The organism is Rhodococcus sp. SMB37, assembly GCF_004345605.1.
Classification (GTDB): domain Bacteria; phylum Actinomycetota; class Actinomycetes; order Mycobacteriales; family Mycobacteriaceae; genus Rhodococcus.
In genome coordinates this window covers 38,038-52,770 of record NZ_SLVY01000001.1, presented here as the reverse complement: position 1 = coordinate 52,770, position 14,733 = coordinate 38,038, and the positions used below count along the sequence as shown (strand labels likewise).

Annotated in this window: 12 protein-coding genes; 9 read left to right on the top strand and 3 right to left on the bottom strand. The window is 66.8% G+C overall.

All coding sequences use genetic code 11. The annotated features are described in order from the left end of the window. Positions 1–44: 44 nt before the first annotated feature. On the bottom strand, positions 45–2,846 hold the full coding sequence (acnA, locus tag EV641_RS00260) for an aconitate hydratase AcnA (protein WP_132469994.1): 2,802 nt from the start codon (positions 2,844–2,846) through the stop codon (positions 45–47). A 335-nt stretch (positions 2,847–3,181) separates the two neighbouring features. Here acnA and EV641_RS00255 point away from each other — a divergent pair, with 335 nt between their 5' ends. The 8 genes from EV641_RS00255 (at position 3,182) to EV641_RS00220 (ending at position 11,949) form a co-directional block, all read left to right on the top strand. Beyond that, entirely contained in the window at positions 3,182–3,760 is a 579-nt protein-coding gene (locus EV641_RS00255) for a DUF6676 family protein (RefSeq protein ID WP_132469992.1), read from the top strand. 447 nt (positions 3,761–4,207) lie between these two features. Continuing rightward, positions 4,208–5,881, top strand: a complete 1,674-nt coding sequence (locus EV641_RS00250; RefSeq protein ID WP_241996697.1) for an NlpC/P60 family protein — start codon at positions 4,208–4,210, stop codon at positions 5,879–5,881. Positions 5,882–5,993: 112 nt separating this feature from the next. Beyond that, on the top strand, positions 5,994–7,274 hold the full coding sequence (locus EV641_RS00245; protein ID WP_132469988.1) for a MoxR family ATPase: 1,281 nt from the start codon (positions 5,994–5,996) through the stop codon (positions 7,272–7,274). After that, entirely contained in the window at positions 7,271–8,221 is a 951-nt protein-coding gene (locus EV641_RS00240; protein WP_132469986.1) for a DUF58 domain-containing protein, read from the top strand. Before EV641_RS00245 ends, EV641_RS00240 begins: the two co-directional genes overlap by 4 nt. Further along, positions 8,218–9,198, top strand: coding sequence for a VWA domain-containing protein (locus tag EV641_RS00235; RefSeq protein ID WP_132469984.1), 981 nt, complete (start codon positions 8,218–8,220; stop codon positions 9,196–9,198). Before EV641_RS00240 ends, EV641_RS00235 begins: the two co-directional genes overlap by 4 nt. Before the next feature lie 64 nt (positions 9,199–9,262). Then, a complete protein-coding gene (gene fabG1 / locus EV641_RS00230; protein WP_132469982.1) occupies positions 9,263–10,009 on the top strand; it encodes a 3-oxoacyl-ACP reductase FabG1 in 747 nt (248 codons plus the stop codon). A gap of 52 nt (positions 10,010–10,061) precedes the next feature. Beyond that, positions 10,062–10,868, top strand: coding sequence for an NADH-dependent enoyl-ACP reductase InhA (gene inhA / locus EV641_RS00225; RefSeq protein ID WP_132469980.1), 807 nt, complete (start codon positions 10,062–10,064; stop codon positions 10,866–10,868). Between the two features lie 28 nt (positions 10,869–10,896). Next, entirely contained in the window at positions 10,897–11,949 is a 1,053-nt protein-coding gene (locus tag EV641_RS00220; protein WP_132469978.1) for a ferrochelatase, read from the top strand. A 1-nt stretch (position 11,950) separates the two neighbouring features. On the opposite strand, the gene EV641_RS00215 is transcribed toward EV641_RS00220, so the two are convergent. After that, positions 11,951–12,652, bottom strand: coding sequence for a helix-turn-helix domain-containing protein (locus tag EV641_RS00215; protein WP_132469976.1), 702 nt, complete (start codon positions 12,650–12,652; stop codon positions 11,951–11,953). A 152-nt stretch (positions 12,653–12,804) separates the two neighbouring features. Here EV641_RS00215 and EV641_RS00210 point away from each other — a divergent pair, with 152 nt between their 5' ends. Then, positions 12,805–13,629: a class I SAM-dependent methyltransferase gene (locus EV641_RS00210; RefSeq protein WP_132469975.1), complete on the top strand. Its 825-nt coding sequence runs from the start codon at positions 12,805–12,807 to the stop codon at positions 13,627–13,629. Here EV641_RS00210 and EV641_RS00205 read toward each other — a convergent pair. Next, positions 13,610–14,698 (bottom strand): ABC transporter ATP-binding protein, encoded by a 1,089-nt coding sequence (locus EV641_RS00205; protein ID WP_132469973.1) that lies wholly within the window; start codon positions 14,696–14,698, stop codon positions 13,610–13,612. The genes EV641_RS00210 and EV641_RS00205 overlap by 20 nt on opposite strands. Positions 14,699–14,733 lie beyond the last annotated feature (35 nt).

The window sequence follows — 14,733 nt, the reverse complement described above, 5'->3', positions numbered from 1 at the left end:
CCGCCGCTGTCGCACCGGTGTGACCGTGGCGGTCACGAATCCGATCAGCTTCGGATCATGTTCCGCAGCACGTACTGCAGGATGCCGCCGTTGCGGTAGTAGTCGGCTTCGCCGGGCGTGTCGATGCGGACGACCGCGTCGAACTCGACCTTCTCGCCGTTCTCCTTGGTGGCAGTGACCTTCACGGTCTTCGGGGTGACGCCGTTGTTGAGCTCGGCGATGCCCTCGATGTCGAAGACCTCGGTGCCGGTCAGGCCGAGCGAACCGGCCGACTCGCCCTTCGGGAACTGCAGCGGCACAACGCCCATACCGATGAGGTTCGAGCGGTGGATGCGCTCGAACGACTCGACGATGACGGCCTTGACGCCGAGCAGGCTGGTGCCCTTGGCCGCCCAGTCACGCGACGAACCCGAGCCGTACTCCTTGCCGCCCAAGACGACCAGCGGAATGCCGGCAGCCTGGTAGTTCTGCGACGCGTCGTAGATGAACGCCTGTGGAGCGCCTTCCTGTGTGAAGTCGCGGGTGTAACCACCCGAGACGTCGTCGAGGAGCTGGTTCTTCAGACGGATGTTCGCGAACGTGCCGCGGATCATCACCTCGTGGTTACCGCGACGCGAGCCCAGGGAGTTGTAGTCCTTGCGCTCGACACCGTTGGCGTCCAGGTACTGCGCGGCCGGGGTGCCGGGCTTGATCGGGCCGGCCGGGCTGATGTGGTCGGTGGTGACCGAGTCGCCGAGCAGCGCGAGCACGCGTGCACCCGAGATGTCGGCAACCGGGGCCGGATCCATCGTCATGCCGTCGAAGTACGGAGCCTTACGGACATAGGTCGAGTTCTGGTCCCACTCGAAGGTGTCACCTTCAGGAGTCGAGAGGTTCTGCCAACGGCTGTCGCCGGCGAAGATCGTCGCATAGGACTTGCGGAACATGTCCTGGCTGATCGCCGTCTTGATCGTCTCTTCGATTTCCTGCGTGGACGGCCAGATGTCCTCGAGGAAGACCGGGTTGCCCTCGGTGTCGTTGCCGAGCGAATCGGTTTCGAAGTCGAAGTCCATGGTTCCGGCTAGACCGTAGGCAATCACCAGCGGCGGGGACGCCAGGTAGTTCATCTTGACGTCGGGGGAGATGCGTCCCTCGAAGTTGCGGTTGCCCGAGAGCACTGCGGTGACCGACAGGTCGTTGTCGTTGATCGCCTTGGAGACCGCTTCGGGCAGTGGTCCGGTGTTACCGATGCAGGTGGTGCAGCCGTAGCCGCCGAGGTAGTAGCCGAGCTTCTCGAGGTACGGCCACAGGCCGGCCTTCTCGTAGTAGTCGGTGACAACCTGCGAACCGGGCGCCATATTGGTCTTGACCCACGGCTTGGTGGTCAGGCCCTTCTCGACAGCATTGCGTGCAAGAAGTGCGGCACCGAGCATGACCGACGGGTTGGACGTGTTGGTGCAGGACGTGATGCCGGCAACGACGACGGCGCCGTGATCGAGCACGAACTCGCCGGCGTCGGACTTGACGACCACCGGCTTGCTCGGACGGCCTTCCGCGCCGTTGGCAGCAGACAGAACGTCAACGGCTCCGTCGTCAGCGAAGGACAGTGCAGCCGGATCGGAGGCGGGGAAGGATTCTTCGACGGCTTCGTCGAGCTGGGTGTGCTCCGCCGGGAAGTGCTCTTCCACATAGTTGTGGATGTCCTTGCGGAATGCGGTCTTGGACTCCGACAACAGGATTCGGTCCTGCGGGCGCTTCGGGCCTGCGATAGAGGGAACAACGGTTCCCAGATCGAGCTCGATGTACTCGGAGAAGACGGGCTCCTGGTCGGGGTTGTGCCACAGGCCCTGTTCCTTGGCGTACGCCTCGACCAGTGCGAGCTGCTCGTCGCTGCGGCCGGTGAGCCGCAGGTAGTCGATCGTTTCGCTGTCGATCGGGAAGATTGCCGCGGTGGAACCGAACTCGGGGCTCATGTTGCCCAAGGTTGCGCGGTTCGCGAGCGGAACCTCGGCGACACCCTCGCCGTAGAACTCCACGAACTTACCGACGACGCCGTGCTTGCGCAGCATGTCGGTGGCAGTCAGCACGACGTCGGTTGCGGTGACTCCAGGCTTGATCTCGCCGGAGAGCTTGAAGCCGACGACCCGGGGGATGAGCATGGAGACGGGCTGGCCGAGCATCGCGGCCTCGGCCTCGATGCCGCCGACGCCCCAGCCGAGCACGCCGAGGCCGTTGACCATGGTGGTGTGCGAATCGGTGCCGACGCAGGTGTCGGGGTACGCCTGTCCGTTACGGGACATGACGGTCGGTGCCAGGTACTCGATGTTGACCTGGTGCACGATGCCCATACCCGGGGGGACGACCTTGAAATCGTCGAACGCGCCCTGGCCCCAACGCAGGAACTGGTAACGCTCGCCGTTGCGCTGGTATTCGAGGTCGACGTTGCGCTCGAGCGCATCGGCCTGGCCGAAGACGTCGAGGATGACCGAGTGGTCGATGACCATGTCGGCAGGGGAGAGCGGGTTGACCTTGTTCGGGTCGCCACCGAGAGCGGTGACGGCCTCGCGCATCGTCGCGAGGTCGACGATGCAGGGAACGCCGGTGAAGTCCTGCATCACCACGCGGGCGGGCGTGAACTGGATCTCGACGCTCGGCTCGGCCGACGGATCCCAGTCCGCGATCGCGCGGATGTGGTCGGCGGTGATGTTCGCGCCGTCTTCGGTGCGCAGCAGGTTCTCGGCGAGGACCTTGAGGGAATAGGGGAGTTTCTCGGTGCCGGGGACCGACGACAGGCGGAAGATCTCGTACGAGTTCTCTCCGACCTGCAGCGTCCCCTTGGCGCCGAACGAATCAATACTGGTGCTCACATCAGCTCCACTCGTCGTCACGACTCGCCGTCGACGGGGCTGTGTCGACGGCTCAAGCGAGGCTCGCGACCATGTCCGGGGTTGACCGGTGCCGCGGCATCTCGCCGCAAGTCTAACAGTACGCTTGTCCTACATAGGCGGGGCGGGGTTCGACACGTCGGGTGACGGCCGGTCTCCGCGCGAGAGTCGGTTTCCGAGCCGGCCCGGTTCATCGCGTAGTGTGCGGTGGTGCCGTGCGAGTGCGGCATGCCTGCGACACCGACGGCGTCTCCGTCGTTCTCGGCTGACGCGGCGAATGCGGTTCGCCCGCTTCTGACCAGCACCACCGGAGAGAGATGTCTGCGCCACTGCTTCGTATACCCGGGCCCGCGGCCACGGACCTCCCTCCCGGAGTCACACTCGAGACCGTCCTCGCCGACCTGGCCGACGATCAGGTGTCGGTCCCCGAAGATGTCGAGATCTCGGAACTCGATCCCTCGGAACTCGTCGAGCAGGTGCAGCGTGCCCAGGAGCACGGCATCGACCTCAGCGTCGTCGTGGTCGACAGCAACCCGTACATGGACTCGCAACTGCGCGACCTCGCCACTGCCGTCGGGTCGGAGGACGGCGGCACCGTGCTGGTGCTCAGCCCCGATTGGGTCGGCACGTTCAGCGACACGGTCGACCGTGTGACGCTCGAGGCGGCGCAGGACCGGACCTATACGGGAGACACGGTGGCCTCGACGACCAACTTCGTCGACTCGCTACTCGAACCGTCCCCACCGTGGACATTCATGACCATCGTGTTGATTCTTGTGGTGGCGGCAGGCGGCGGACTGACGTATCTCGCCAAGCGGCGGCGTGTGGACAGCGAACCGGACGCGGGTTCCGGTGACGCGCAGGTCGCGCCCGGAGACAGCGGCTCCTCCTCCTGATCTCTCTCGGTGGCGCGCCACCATTCGATCGCGACCGATTCTTCTGCTGCGGTGACAACCGGGTCACGCCTGTGACCGGGGTGGTCGCCGTTGTTCAGTCGTGACCGACCAGGGCTTTCCCGACGAATATCTGTGACTGTCGTGCGGGGGGTGCCTACTGTGTCGTACGGTTCACGTGGCGCTCTTGGGGAAGAAGTGTCACAACCCGAGTCGCGGGACGCTGACCCGTGATCGGTACGAGATCATCAGCGATCGGCCGCGCGACCGCGGGCGATCGGTGTTGTGCGCTCTTCTCCAGGCGTCGGGGTCGACCGGTGCGATCGGTCGGCACGACCGAGGGAGAGCACAGTGCGACGGTTCGGTATCCACGGGGGGATTCCGCGACAGTCCTCGTCACACGACAGAGGGGCGACGCACCGAGATGTGTCGTCGGGTCGGGACAGGGACGTGTCTTCGCAAACACGGCGGCGTGTTCCGAGGTTACTCGCGGGGCTCGGGCTGATTACCACTGTTCTCGTCGGGCTCGGGTCTACAGCGGGAGCGGTACCACCGCCTCCACCGAATCCGAGCGACTCGGAACTCGATGCCGCCGGCGACGCGGTGAATTCCGGCGTCGACCGGATCGGCTCATTGATCGTGCAGATCGCCGGTGCCGACCAGCAGCTGGCCGAACTCGATGCCCAGGTGGCGATCAAGCGCGAAGACGTGAACCGTGCGCTCGTCGATCTGCAGTCGGCTCGCGATGCCGCGGATGCGGCCGCCCAGGAGGTCGCAGCCTCGGAACTGGCACTGCAGGATGCGGGAGCCCGAATCCGGCACGTACAGGACGATTTCGACGACTTCGCGCGCAGCAGCTACACGCAAGGTGTCAACGGCGCGTCACTTGCGTCCTTCCTGTCGACGGACGGACCCGACGATCTTCTCGACCGCGCCCAGGTGATGCGATTGTTGTCCTCGGGCAGGACCGCGGTGCTCGACGCATTGGAACGTGCCCGCGCCACGGAAGCCAACAGCAACTCCCGGGCCCGCGCTGCGAAGCTCGACGCCGACGCCGCGGCGGCCGCTGCCGAACAACGCCGCTCCGAGGCGGAAGCCGCGATCTCGACGGCCCGTGCGGCGCTCGAGGCGCAGACGAGCGAAAAACACCGCATCGAACAGGAACGCGCACAGGCTCAGGCCGCACTCGACCACGCACGGACGAATGTCGCAGGGCTCGAAGGGCAGCGCGCCGAATACGTGGCGTGGGACGACCGCCGTCGCGCCGAGGACGCCGCCGCAGCCGCAGCTGCGCAGGTCGCCGCGCAGGCCGCATCCGAAGCGGCGGTGCGGGTTGCAGCGGACGCCGCCGCGCGAGCGCGTGCCGCCGAACTCTCGAACGGACAGCGTCCCCACACACAGCTCGACATTCCCGCACCGACTGTGACTGCACCGACTGTGACCGGGCCGAACGAGACGGAAGTAGCCGAGACCGAAACGCCCGAGACCGAGCCGACCGAATCCGATGGCACGGACACCGGCACCGAGCCCGACGATACGGGCGGCGACACCGGAACGGGAACCGACACAGGTAACGACGAGGACGACGACGTCCGCGAATGGACGAACCCCGACCCAGCCGATGAGACCGGCCCGTCGACGCCGCGCGAGTCCAGCCCCCGCTCGTCGCCGCGCACGACCCAACGTCCGACGCTGACCGGGACCGCAGCCGTCGAAACGGTGATCGATCGAGGACTGTCGCAGATCGGCGTGCCCTACGCATGGGGTGGCGGTGACGAGAACGGACCCACCCGAGGAATCCGAGATGGTGGTGTCGCCGACAGCTACGGCGACTACAACAAGGTCGGATTCGACTGTTCCGGACTGATGATCTACGCCTTCGCAGGAATCGGCGTCTCCCTCCCGCACTACACCGGGTACCAATACACCGCCGGTACTCAGGTTCCTGCGTCGGAGATGAAACGCGGAGACATGATCTTCTACGGTCCGAACGCCAGCCAGCACGTGGGCCTGTATCTCGGTGACGGCACCATGCTCGAGGCGCCGCAGTCGGGTGCGCACGTGAAGATCTCGCCGGTACGCTGGGACGGCATGACACCGTATGTGGTGCGCATGGTGTCGTGACGGCGACGCGGCGCAGGTCGCGCGGGGGTGACGACACGGAATACCGGCACCTGCAATAGTGGTGCCGGCAGGTGTTTCCAGCGGAGCGACAGGCGAAAGCGGTGGATTGTTGGTGACCTCACGCGAGGGTGGAACGTCGGGGACTGCAGGGTCGAACGACAAGAGCGAATCGACCGTCCAGAAGAGCGGCGAGCGAGGCAATGCGGTGAGTGCCCCGGCGGGCAACGCCCCGACGGCGAACAACGCGGCAGTGAACACGACGAAGGCACAGAAGCCCGCTCCGCCGCGCAACGACGGTCCGACACCCGACGGCCGGAGCCGAGACGGCAAGGGCGCGCCCGCTGCGGTGGATCCGGCTCAGGACATCCGGCTCCTCGAACGTGCCATCTACGAGGTCAAACGAGTCATCGTCGGCCAGGACCTGCTGGTCGAGCGGATGCTCGTCGGCGTTCTCGCCAGGGGACACGTGCTGCTCGAAGGTGTGCCCGGTGTGGCCAAGACCCTCGCCGTGGAAACCTTCGCCAAGGTCGTCGGCGGCTCGTTCTCCCGTGTGCAGTTCACCCCCGACCTCGTTCCCACCGATCTGGTCGGCACCCGGATCTACCGGCAGGGTCGCGAGGAGTTCGACACCGAACTCGGCCCGGTCGTCGCGAACTTCGTCCTCGCCGACGAGATCAACCGTGCCCCCGCGAAGGTGCAGTCGGCGCTGCTCGAAGTGATGGCCGAGCGGCACGTGACGATCGGTGGGAAGACCTTCCCGATGCCCGATCCGTTCCTCGTCATGGCGACTCAGAACCCGATCGAGAACGAGGGCGTCTACCCGCTTCCCGAAGCGCAGCGCGACCGCTTCCTGTTCAAGGTCCTCGTCGACTACCCGACGGTCGAGGAAGAACGGGAGATCGTCTACCGCATGGGTGTCGCGGCACCCGAACCCAAACAGATTCTCGGCAGCGACGAGCTGATCCGCCTGCAGACGGCCGCAAGTCGCGTGTTCGTGCACCATGCGCTCGTCGACTATGTGGTGCGGGTGATCTTCGCGACCCGCGTCCCGGCGGAAATCGGCCTCGACGATGTGCAGGGCTGGATCGCCTACGGTGCCTCACCCCGCGCGACGCTCGGCATCATTTCAGCCGCCCGCGCGCTGGCGCTGGTTCGTGGACGTGACTACGTCATCCCGCAGGACATCATCGATGTCATCCCCGACGTGCTACGCCACCGTCTGGTGCTGTCATACGACGCGCTCGCCGACGACGTCTCACCGGATCACATCATCGGCCGGATCCTGCAGACCGTGGGCCTTCCGCAGGTCGCGCCTCTTGCGTCTGCGCCTCCGCAGCCGGCTCGTGCCGGCACACCGTCCGCCGGACCCGAGGCGGGTGCGGCGCCCCGGTGAGTGAACGCGCCCCCGGGTCGCCGCCGACGTTCCGTGCCGGTCAACTGCGTGAACCCGAGCTCACCGCTGCGCTGCGCACGCTGGAACTGACGGTCCGGCGCCGCCTCGACGGTGTCCTGCACGGCGATCACCTCGGACTGATCCCCGGCCCCGGATCCGAGCCCGGTGACGCCCGCGAATACCAGCCCGGCGACGACGTCCGGCAGATGGACTGGTCGGTCACCGCCCGCACCACCCACCCGCATGTCCGGCAGACCGTCGCCGACCGCGAACTCGAGACCTGGCTGGCACTCGATCTGTCGGCCAGCCTCGATTTCGGTACCGGAACCTGCGAAAAGCGCGACCTCGCGATCGCTTCCGTCGCCGCGATTGCCTACCTCACCGGCGGTGGCGGAAACCGTATCGGCGCGGTGGTGTCCAACGGCCGCGACTTCGCGCGCATGCCGGCCCGCGGTGGACGTCTGCATGCACAGTCGATGCTGCGCACGATCGCCACCACTCCGCACCCACCGGACGGCACCCGCGGTGATCTGCGCGGCGTCATCGACTCACTTCGTCGCCCACAACGACGCCGCGGACTCATCGTCGTCATCAGCGATTTCCTCGGGCCCATCGAGTGGGAGCGGCCGCTGCGGGCGCTGTCCGCCCGCCACGAGGTGCTCGCCGTCGAGGTGCTCGACCCGCGTGATCTGGAATTACCCGATCTCGGCGACGTCGTGCTGCACGACCCCGAAACCGGGCGTACCCGCGAATTCACCACAACGCCCCAACTGCGCGCCGACTTCACGCAGGCCGCCTCCGATCACCGCGCGGCAGTCGAACAGGCGCTGCGCCGGTGCGGTGCACCTCGGTTGAGTCTGCGCACCGACCGCGACTGGATCGGCGACGTCGTCCGCTTCGTTGCAGCCCGCAGGCACAGCATGGGCGCAGGGCAGGGGGGACGATGAGCTTCTCCGGTTTCGCCTCCCCGTGGTGGCTGCTGTTCCTGTTCGTCGTCGCCGCGCTCGCTGTCGGATACGTGTTCGTGCAGCGACGCCGGCTCACCAATACCCTGCGGTTCACCAACTTCGAACTGCTCGAGAAGGTCGCACCCGACAGACCGGGCCGCGCGCGGCACATCCCCGTCGCGCTGCTCCTCGTCGGACTCACACTGCTGACCATCGCGCTGGCCGGGCCCACCTCCGAACAGCGGGTTCCCCGCAACCGCGCGACCGTCGTTCTCGCGATCGACGTGTCGTTGTCGATGGAAGCCACCGACGTCGCACCGTCAAGGTTGGCGGCGGCACAGGAAGCGGCCAAGTCGTTCGCCGACGACCTCACCCCAGGCATCAACCTCGGGCTCGTCGCGTTCTCCGGGACGGCGTCGGTCCTCGTCTCACCTACCACCAACAGAGAAGCGACGAAGACCGCGATCGATCATCTCCAACTGAGCGAACGCACCGCGACCGGCGAGGCGATCTTCACCTCGATGCAATCCATCGAGACTCTCGCCGCGGTACTCGGTGGCAGCGACCAGGCGCCGCCGGCCCGCATCGTGCTGCTCTCCGATGGCAAGCAGACCGTGCCCGAAAGCCCGGACGATCCCCGAGGCGGTTTCACCGCGGCCCGTCAGGCAGCCGAGAAGGGTATCCCGGTGTCCACCATTTCGTTCGGCACCCAATACGGCAGCGTGACGATCGAAGACGAACAGATCCCGGTCCCGGTCGACGATCCGTCGCTCGAGGAGATAGCGGAGCTGTCCGGTGGTAGTTTCTTCGCCGCGTCCAGCCTCGAAGAACTCGAAGGCGCCTACGACACCCTCGAAGAGCAGATCGGGTTCGAGACCACCCGCGGCGACGCCAGCCGCCCGTGGCTCATGCTCGGTGTCGGTGCTGTCGCCGGCGGTCTGATCGCCGCGATGGTGCTCCGTCAGCGACTGCCCTGACCCGCGTTGTGGCAGCAGCGGTGCCTTTTCCGTACTCGATCCACTACCAGATAGGTTGGTCCGCATGACTGACGCAACCAGCGCCGCACCGTCGCGGCACGTGGCCACCCCCCGTTCGGTCCTCGTCACCGGGGGCAACCGGGGCATCGGGCTCGCCGTGGCCCGCCGCCTCCAGGCGGACGGACACAAGGTCGCCGTCACCCACCGCGGTTCCGGTGTGCCCGAGGACCTGTTCGGTGTCGTGTGCGACGTCACCGACAGCGATTCCGTCGACCGCGCGTTCACAGAGGTCGAGGACCACCACGGTCCGGTCGAGGTGCTCGTCGCGAATGCGGGCATCACCGACGACACCCTGCTGATGCGCATGACCGAAGATCAGTTCACCAGTGTGCTCGACGCGAACCTCACCGGCGCGTTCCGGTGTGCCAAGCGCGCCAACCGCGCGATGTTACGAGCGCGCTGGGGCCGGATGATCTTCCTCGGTTCGGTCGTCGGCATGGCTGGTCAGGCCGGCCAGATCAATTACGCGTCCTCGAAGGCCGGTGTCATCGGCCTGGCACGTTCGGTGACCCGCGAACTCGGCTCGCGGTCGATCACCGCCAACGTCGTCGCCCCCGGCTTCGTCGAGACCGACATGACCGCCGAACTGTCCGAGGACCTTCGCGACATGGCGAAGAAGTTCATCCCGCTGCAGCGACTCGGCAAGCCCGAGGACATCGCCGCGGTCGTCAGTTTCCTCGCCTCCGACGACTCCGCGTACGTCTCCGGTGCGGTGATCCCCGTCGACGGCGGTATGGGCATGGGCCACTAGCAGCCCGCGAAACCGGACCACATCCGAAACTCACTGGAGGATCGACACACTCATGGGCGGACTGCTCGAGGGCAAGACCATTCTCGTCACCGGCATCATCACCGATGCCTCGATCGCATTCCACACCGCGAAGGTCGCGCAGGAACAGGGCGCGAAGGTGATCATCACCGGATTCGACCGGCTCAGGCTGATCGACCGCATCGCGCAGCGGCTGCCGCAGCCGGTACCGCCCGCGATCGAACTGGACGTGCAGAACCCCGAGCACCTCGCCGGGCTCGCCGACAAGATCCGTGAGATCGCACCCGAAGGCCTCGATGGCGTCGTCCATTCGATCGGTTTCGCACCGCGCTCGTGCCTGGGCAGTCCCTTCCTCGACGCGCCGTGGAACGATGTGGCCGTCGCGCTCGAAGTGTCCGCGTATTCGTACGCGGCGCTCGCCAAGGCCGTGCTTCCGGCGACGAATGACGGTGCCTCCCTCGTCGGCATGGACTTCGATCCGTCGCGTGCGATGCCGTTCTACAACTGGATGGGCGTCTCCAAGGCCACTCTCGAATCCGTCAACCGGTACGTCGCGAAGGAGGTCGGTCCGCGCGGTATTCGCTCCAATCTCGTCGCGGCCGGTCCCATCAAGACCCTCGCCGCCAAGGCCATCGCCGGCGATGCCACCGGGCCGGGCGCCGAGATGAACAAACTCAACGACGGGTGGTCTGCCGCGTCGCCGATCGGCTGGGACGTCGACGACCCGACCCCGGTCGCGAAGACGGTGTGCACGGTGTTGTCCGACTGGCTACCCGGCACCACCGGCTCCATCGTCTACGTCGATGGTGGCTTCCATTCGCAGGTCGGATTCGGCGCCTGACAACCCGAGAAACAGAACGGCTGAGACGATGGAGAAGAACACCCCCGAGTCATACGACGCACTGATGGTGCTGTCGTTCGGCGGACCCGAAGGCCCCGACGACGTACGTCCGTTCCTCGAGAACGTCACCCGCGGACGCGGTATCCCGCCGGAACGTCTCGACGATGTGGCCGAGCACTACCTGCATTTCGGGGGTGTCTCTCCGATCAACGCGCTCAACCGCGCGATCATCGATGCCGTGCGCGCAGAATTCGCGGCGCACAGCATCGACCTGCCGATCTATTTCGGCAACCGCAACTGGCACCCGATGATCGAGGACACTGCCGCCGAGATGGCTCGCGACGGAGTCCGCAACGCACTGGTGTTCGCGACCTCCGCCTGGGGCGGATATTCCGGGTGCCGCCAGTATCACGAGGACATCGAGCGTGCCCGCGAGGCAGTCGGCGCCGACGCTCCGAAGCTCACGAAACTCCGCCAGTTCTACGACCACCCACTTGCCGTCGCCGCGGCCGCCGACGCGATCGCTGCGGCCCGCACAGAAATTTCCGACGACATCCGCGGCGAGGCCCGCGTCGTCTTCACGGCACATTCGGTGCCGTTGCGCGCCGATGCGGCCGATGGCCCCACAGATCTCGGCGGGCGGCTCTACAGCCGGCAGGTCACCGAAGCGTGCGCACTCGTCGCCGAGGCGGCCGGTGTCGACGACTACGACCAGGTGTGGCAGTCCCGTTCCGGCCCGCCGCAGATGCCGTGGCTCGAACCCGACATCGTCGACCACCTCGACGCACTGTCCGAGCGTGGTGTCCCTGCCGTCATCGTCGTCCCCATCGGGTTCGTCTCCGATCATCTCGAGGTGTTGTGGGACCTCGACACCGAAGCCCGCGACCGTGCGGCAGAACTCGGTATGGCGTTTGCGCGGGCCGCCACCATCGGCACCGATCCGCGGTTCGCGCAGTTGGTACGCGGGCTTGTCCAGGAGATGACGGACGGTATCCCCGCGCAGCGACTCGGGAGCCTCCCGATGCTCGGCGTCGACTCCGACGACGGTCACGCCGTGCAATGTTGCGCCTTGCCGTCCTGACTCACCCGTCGGAGACGAGTGGGGCGGCCACCGATGGTGCGGCGGCGCCGAACGACCGCGGTACGAACCACGTCGGCAAGCTCCGTCGGAGCTCCACCGGTCCGTCGATCACCACAGCGCCCGACCGGAGCGCGTGCGACCACCCCAGTTCGCCGCGCCAGATCTCGGTCAGTGCACGCAGATCCGCGATGACGCGGACCGTGACCTCGAAGCCCGGATCCTCATCGCAGACGTCCACGTCGCCGGAGGTGATGACCATCCACCAGCGGCGTGAAGCGCGGGCCGTGCCCAGGAACGTGAACTGCACGATCGTGCGGGAATCGGGTGTCACCGTGCGATCGACGCAGCGGTGCATGTCCCACATCAGAAGTGTCGGATCCAGATCCTGATCGCCGAGCCGGCCGGTCCATCGCGCACCCCACGTGCCGAGGGCCTCGACGACCGGTTCGAGGCCGCGCCCCGCGGGAGTGAGGACGTACCGCACATTCGATCCGTTCGTGGTCCGCTCCACGATGCCCGCGGCAGCGAGTTGGTGCAGGCGTTTCGACAACAGGGTCGGCGACATCCGCGGCAGACCGCGGCGTAGCTCGTTGAAGTGCTCGCTTCCGAGCACCAGTTCACGCACGATCAGCAACGTCCAGCGCTCGTCGAACAACTCCATCGCCTTCGCGACGGGACAGAACTGGCGGTACGACGACCCCATGAACGAATGCTAGGCCTGTCTGCTGCATCGAACCAGACTCGGCCGGTGTGCGAAGTACAGATCGTGTACTGGAGGCGTGGGCAGGCTGCTTCGTACTGTCGAATTACACGCACTCGGAGATGGGTTGCGCACATCCAGTCAGGAGCATCGACATGACCGACTCCACCATTCTCACCGACCGCGCGCTCAAGGCGAAACATCGCGCGATGTGGGCACTCGGCGACTATCCGGCCGTCGCGGACACCGTCATACCCACCCTCGGCGCGCGGCTCGTCGCCGCCACCGACCTGCAGACCGGCGACCGGGTTCTCGACATTGCCGCAGGCTCGGGCAACGCGTCGATACCCGCAGCGCTGGCGGGCGGCAATGTCACTGCCAGTGACCTGACACCGGAACTGTTCGAGGTCGGCCGCCGCCATGCGGCCGCGGCCGGTGCACAGCTCGACTGGTTCCAGGCCGATGCGGAAGCCCTGCCCTTCGACATCGGCGCCTTCGACACGGTGCTCTCGTGCGTCGGCATCATGTTCGCGCCGCACCACCAGGCGGCGGCCGACGAACTCGTGCGCGTGACACGTCCTGGCGGTCGGATCGGGCTGCTCGCCTGGACCCCGACCGGTTTCATCGGGGAGATGTTCGCGACGATGACGCCGTATGCACCGCCGCCCCCTCCCGGAGCCCAGCCGCCACCTCTGTGGGGAGACGAGACCCACGTGCGTGCGCTGCTCGGCGATCGGGTGTGCGACATCGACACCCGGACGGGAACGGTGCGCGTCGACGCCTTCGGAACCGCAGCCGAGTTCCGTGATTTCTTCAAGAAGAACTACGGACCCACCGTTGCCGTGTACGCCTCGCTGACGGACCCACCGGATCGGGTGGCGGCACTCGACCGCGACCTCGCCGATCTCGCGCGCCGCTACGATCTCGGTCGGGGAGCCATGGATTGGGAATACCTGCTGCTCACCGCGCGGCGCTCGTGACCGGGGTGCGTTCCGCCGCCGGGTCGTCGGGATAGAACAATGCCCGCCGGATCTCGAGCCCGACATGCTCGCCGACCGCCGGCCGTAATCCCCGCACGGCACAACGGAAATCGACCCCACCACAGGTGACCACGACGTCGCTGGCATCGCGGCCGAACAGCGACGACACGACGACACCGGCGTGCTCGGTCGCCGCGGCCGGTGGGACCAACTCGACGTCGGACGGCAGCACCGCGAGTGCGCCGGACCCGCGCGAGCTCGTGCGGAGAACGTCCGACGACACCGTCACAGCGCGGTCGTCGGAGCGGAACCCCGTGCCGTCGATCGACCCGCGCAGCACGTTCGCGTCCGACAGGAAACGCGCCACGAACGCCGACTTCGGTCGCGACACTACTTCCTCGGGAGTTCCGATCTGACGGATCCGGCCGTCTTCGAGAATCGCCACCCGATCGGCGAGCGCGAGCGCCTCGGCGCGGTCGTGGGTCACGTGCAATACCGTCAGATTCCGTGCGCGGGTGAGCGTGCGCAGTTCGAGACGCAACCTGTCACGCAGCGGTTCGTCGAGCGCGGAGAGCGCTTCGTCGAGCAGCAACGCACGAGGATGGGACACCAGGGCTCGCGCCAGTGCGACCCGTTGGCGCTGGCCACCCGACAGTGTTGCGGGATCGCGCTTCTCGAATCCGGTCAGCCCGACCAGGTCCAGCACCTCCGCCACTCGCGCGGTGCGGCGGACCCGAGGCATCTTCGCGATCTCGAGCGGGTACGACACGTTCCGGCCGACGGAGCGATGCGGCCAGATCGCATGCTGCTGGAACACCATGCCCAGATGCCGTTTCTCCGGCGGCACGCCGAGGCCGCCGTCGGCGACCGTGTCGTCGCCGATCCGCACCGTGCCGGCGGTGGGCTCGAGGAACCCGGCAACGGTCCGTAGGAGCGTGGTCTTACCGGACCCGGACGGGCCGACGAGCGCGATGAACTCACCATCGTGCACATCGATATCGACCTCTGTCAATGCGGCTGTGCCGTCCGGATAGTGCAGGTGCACACCGGTGAGGGTGATCGCCGACATAGCTGTATTTCCTTCCCTTTTCGCTGTGCCGCGGT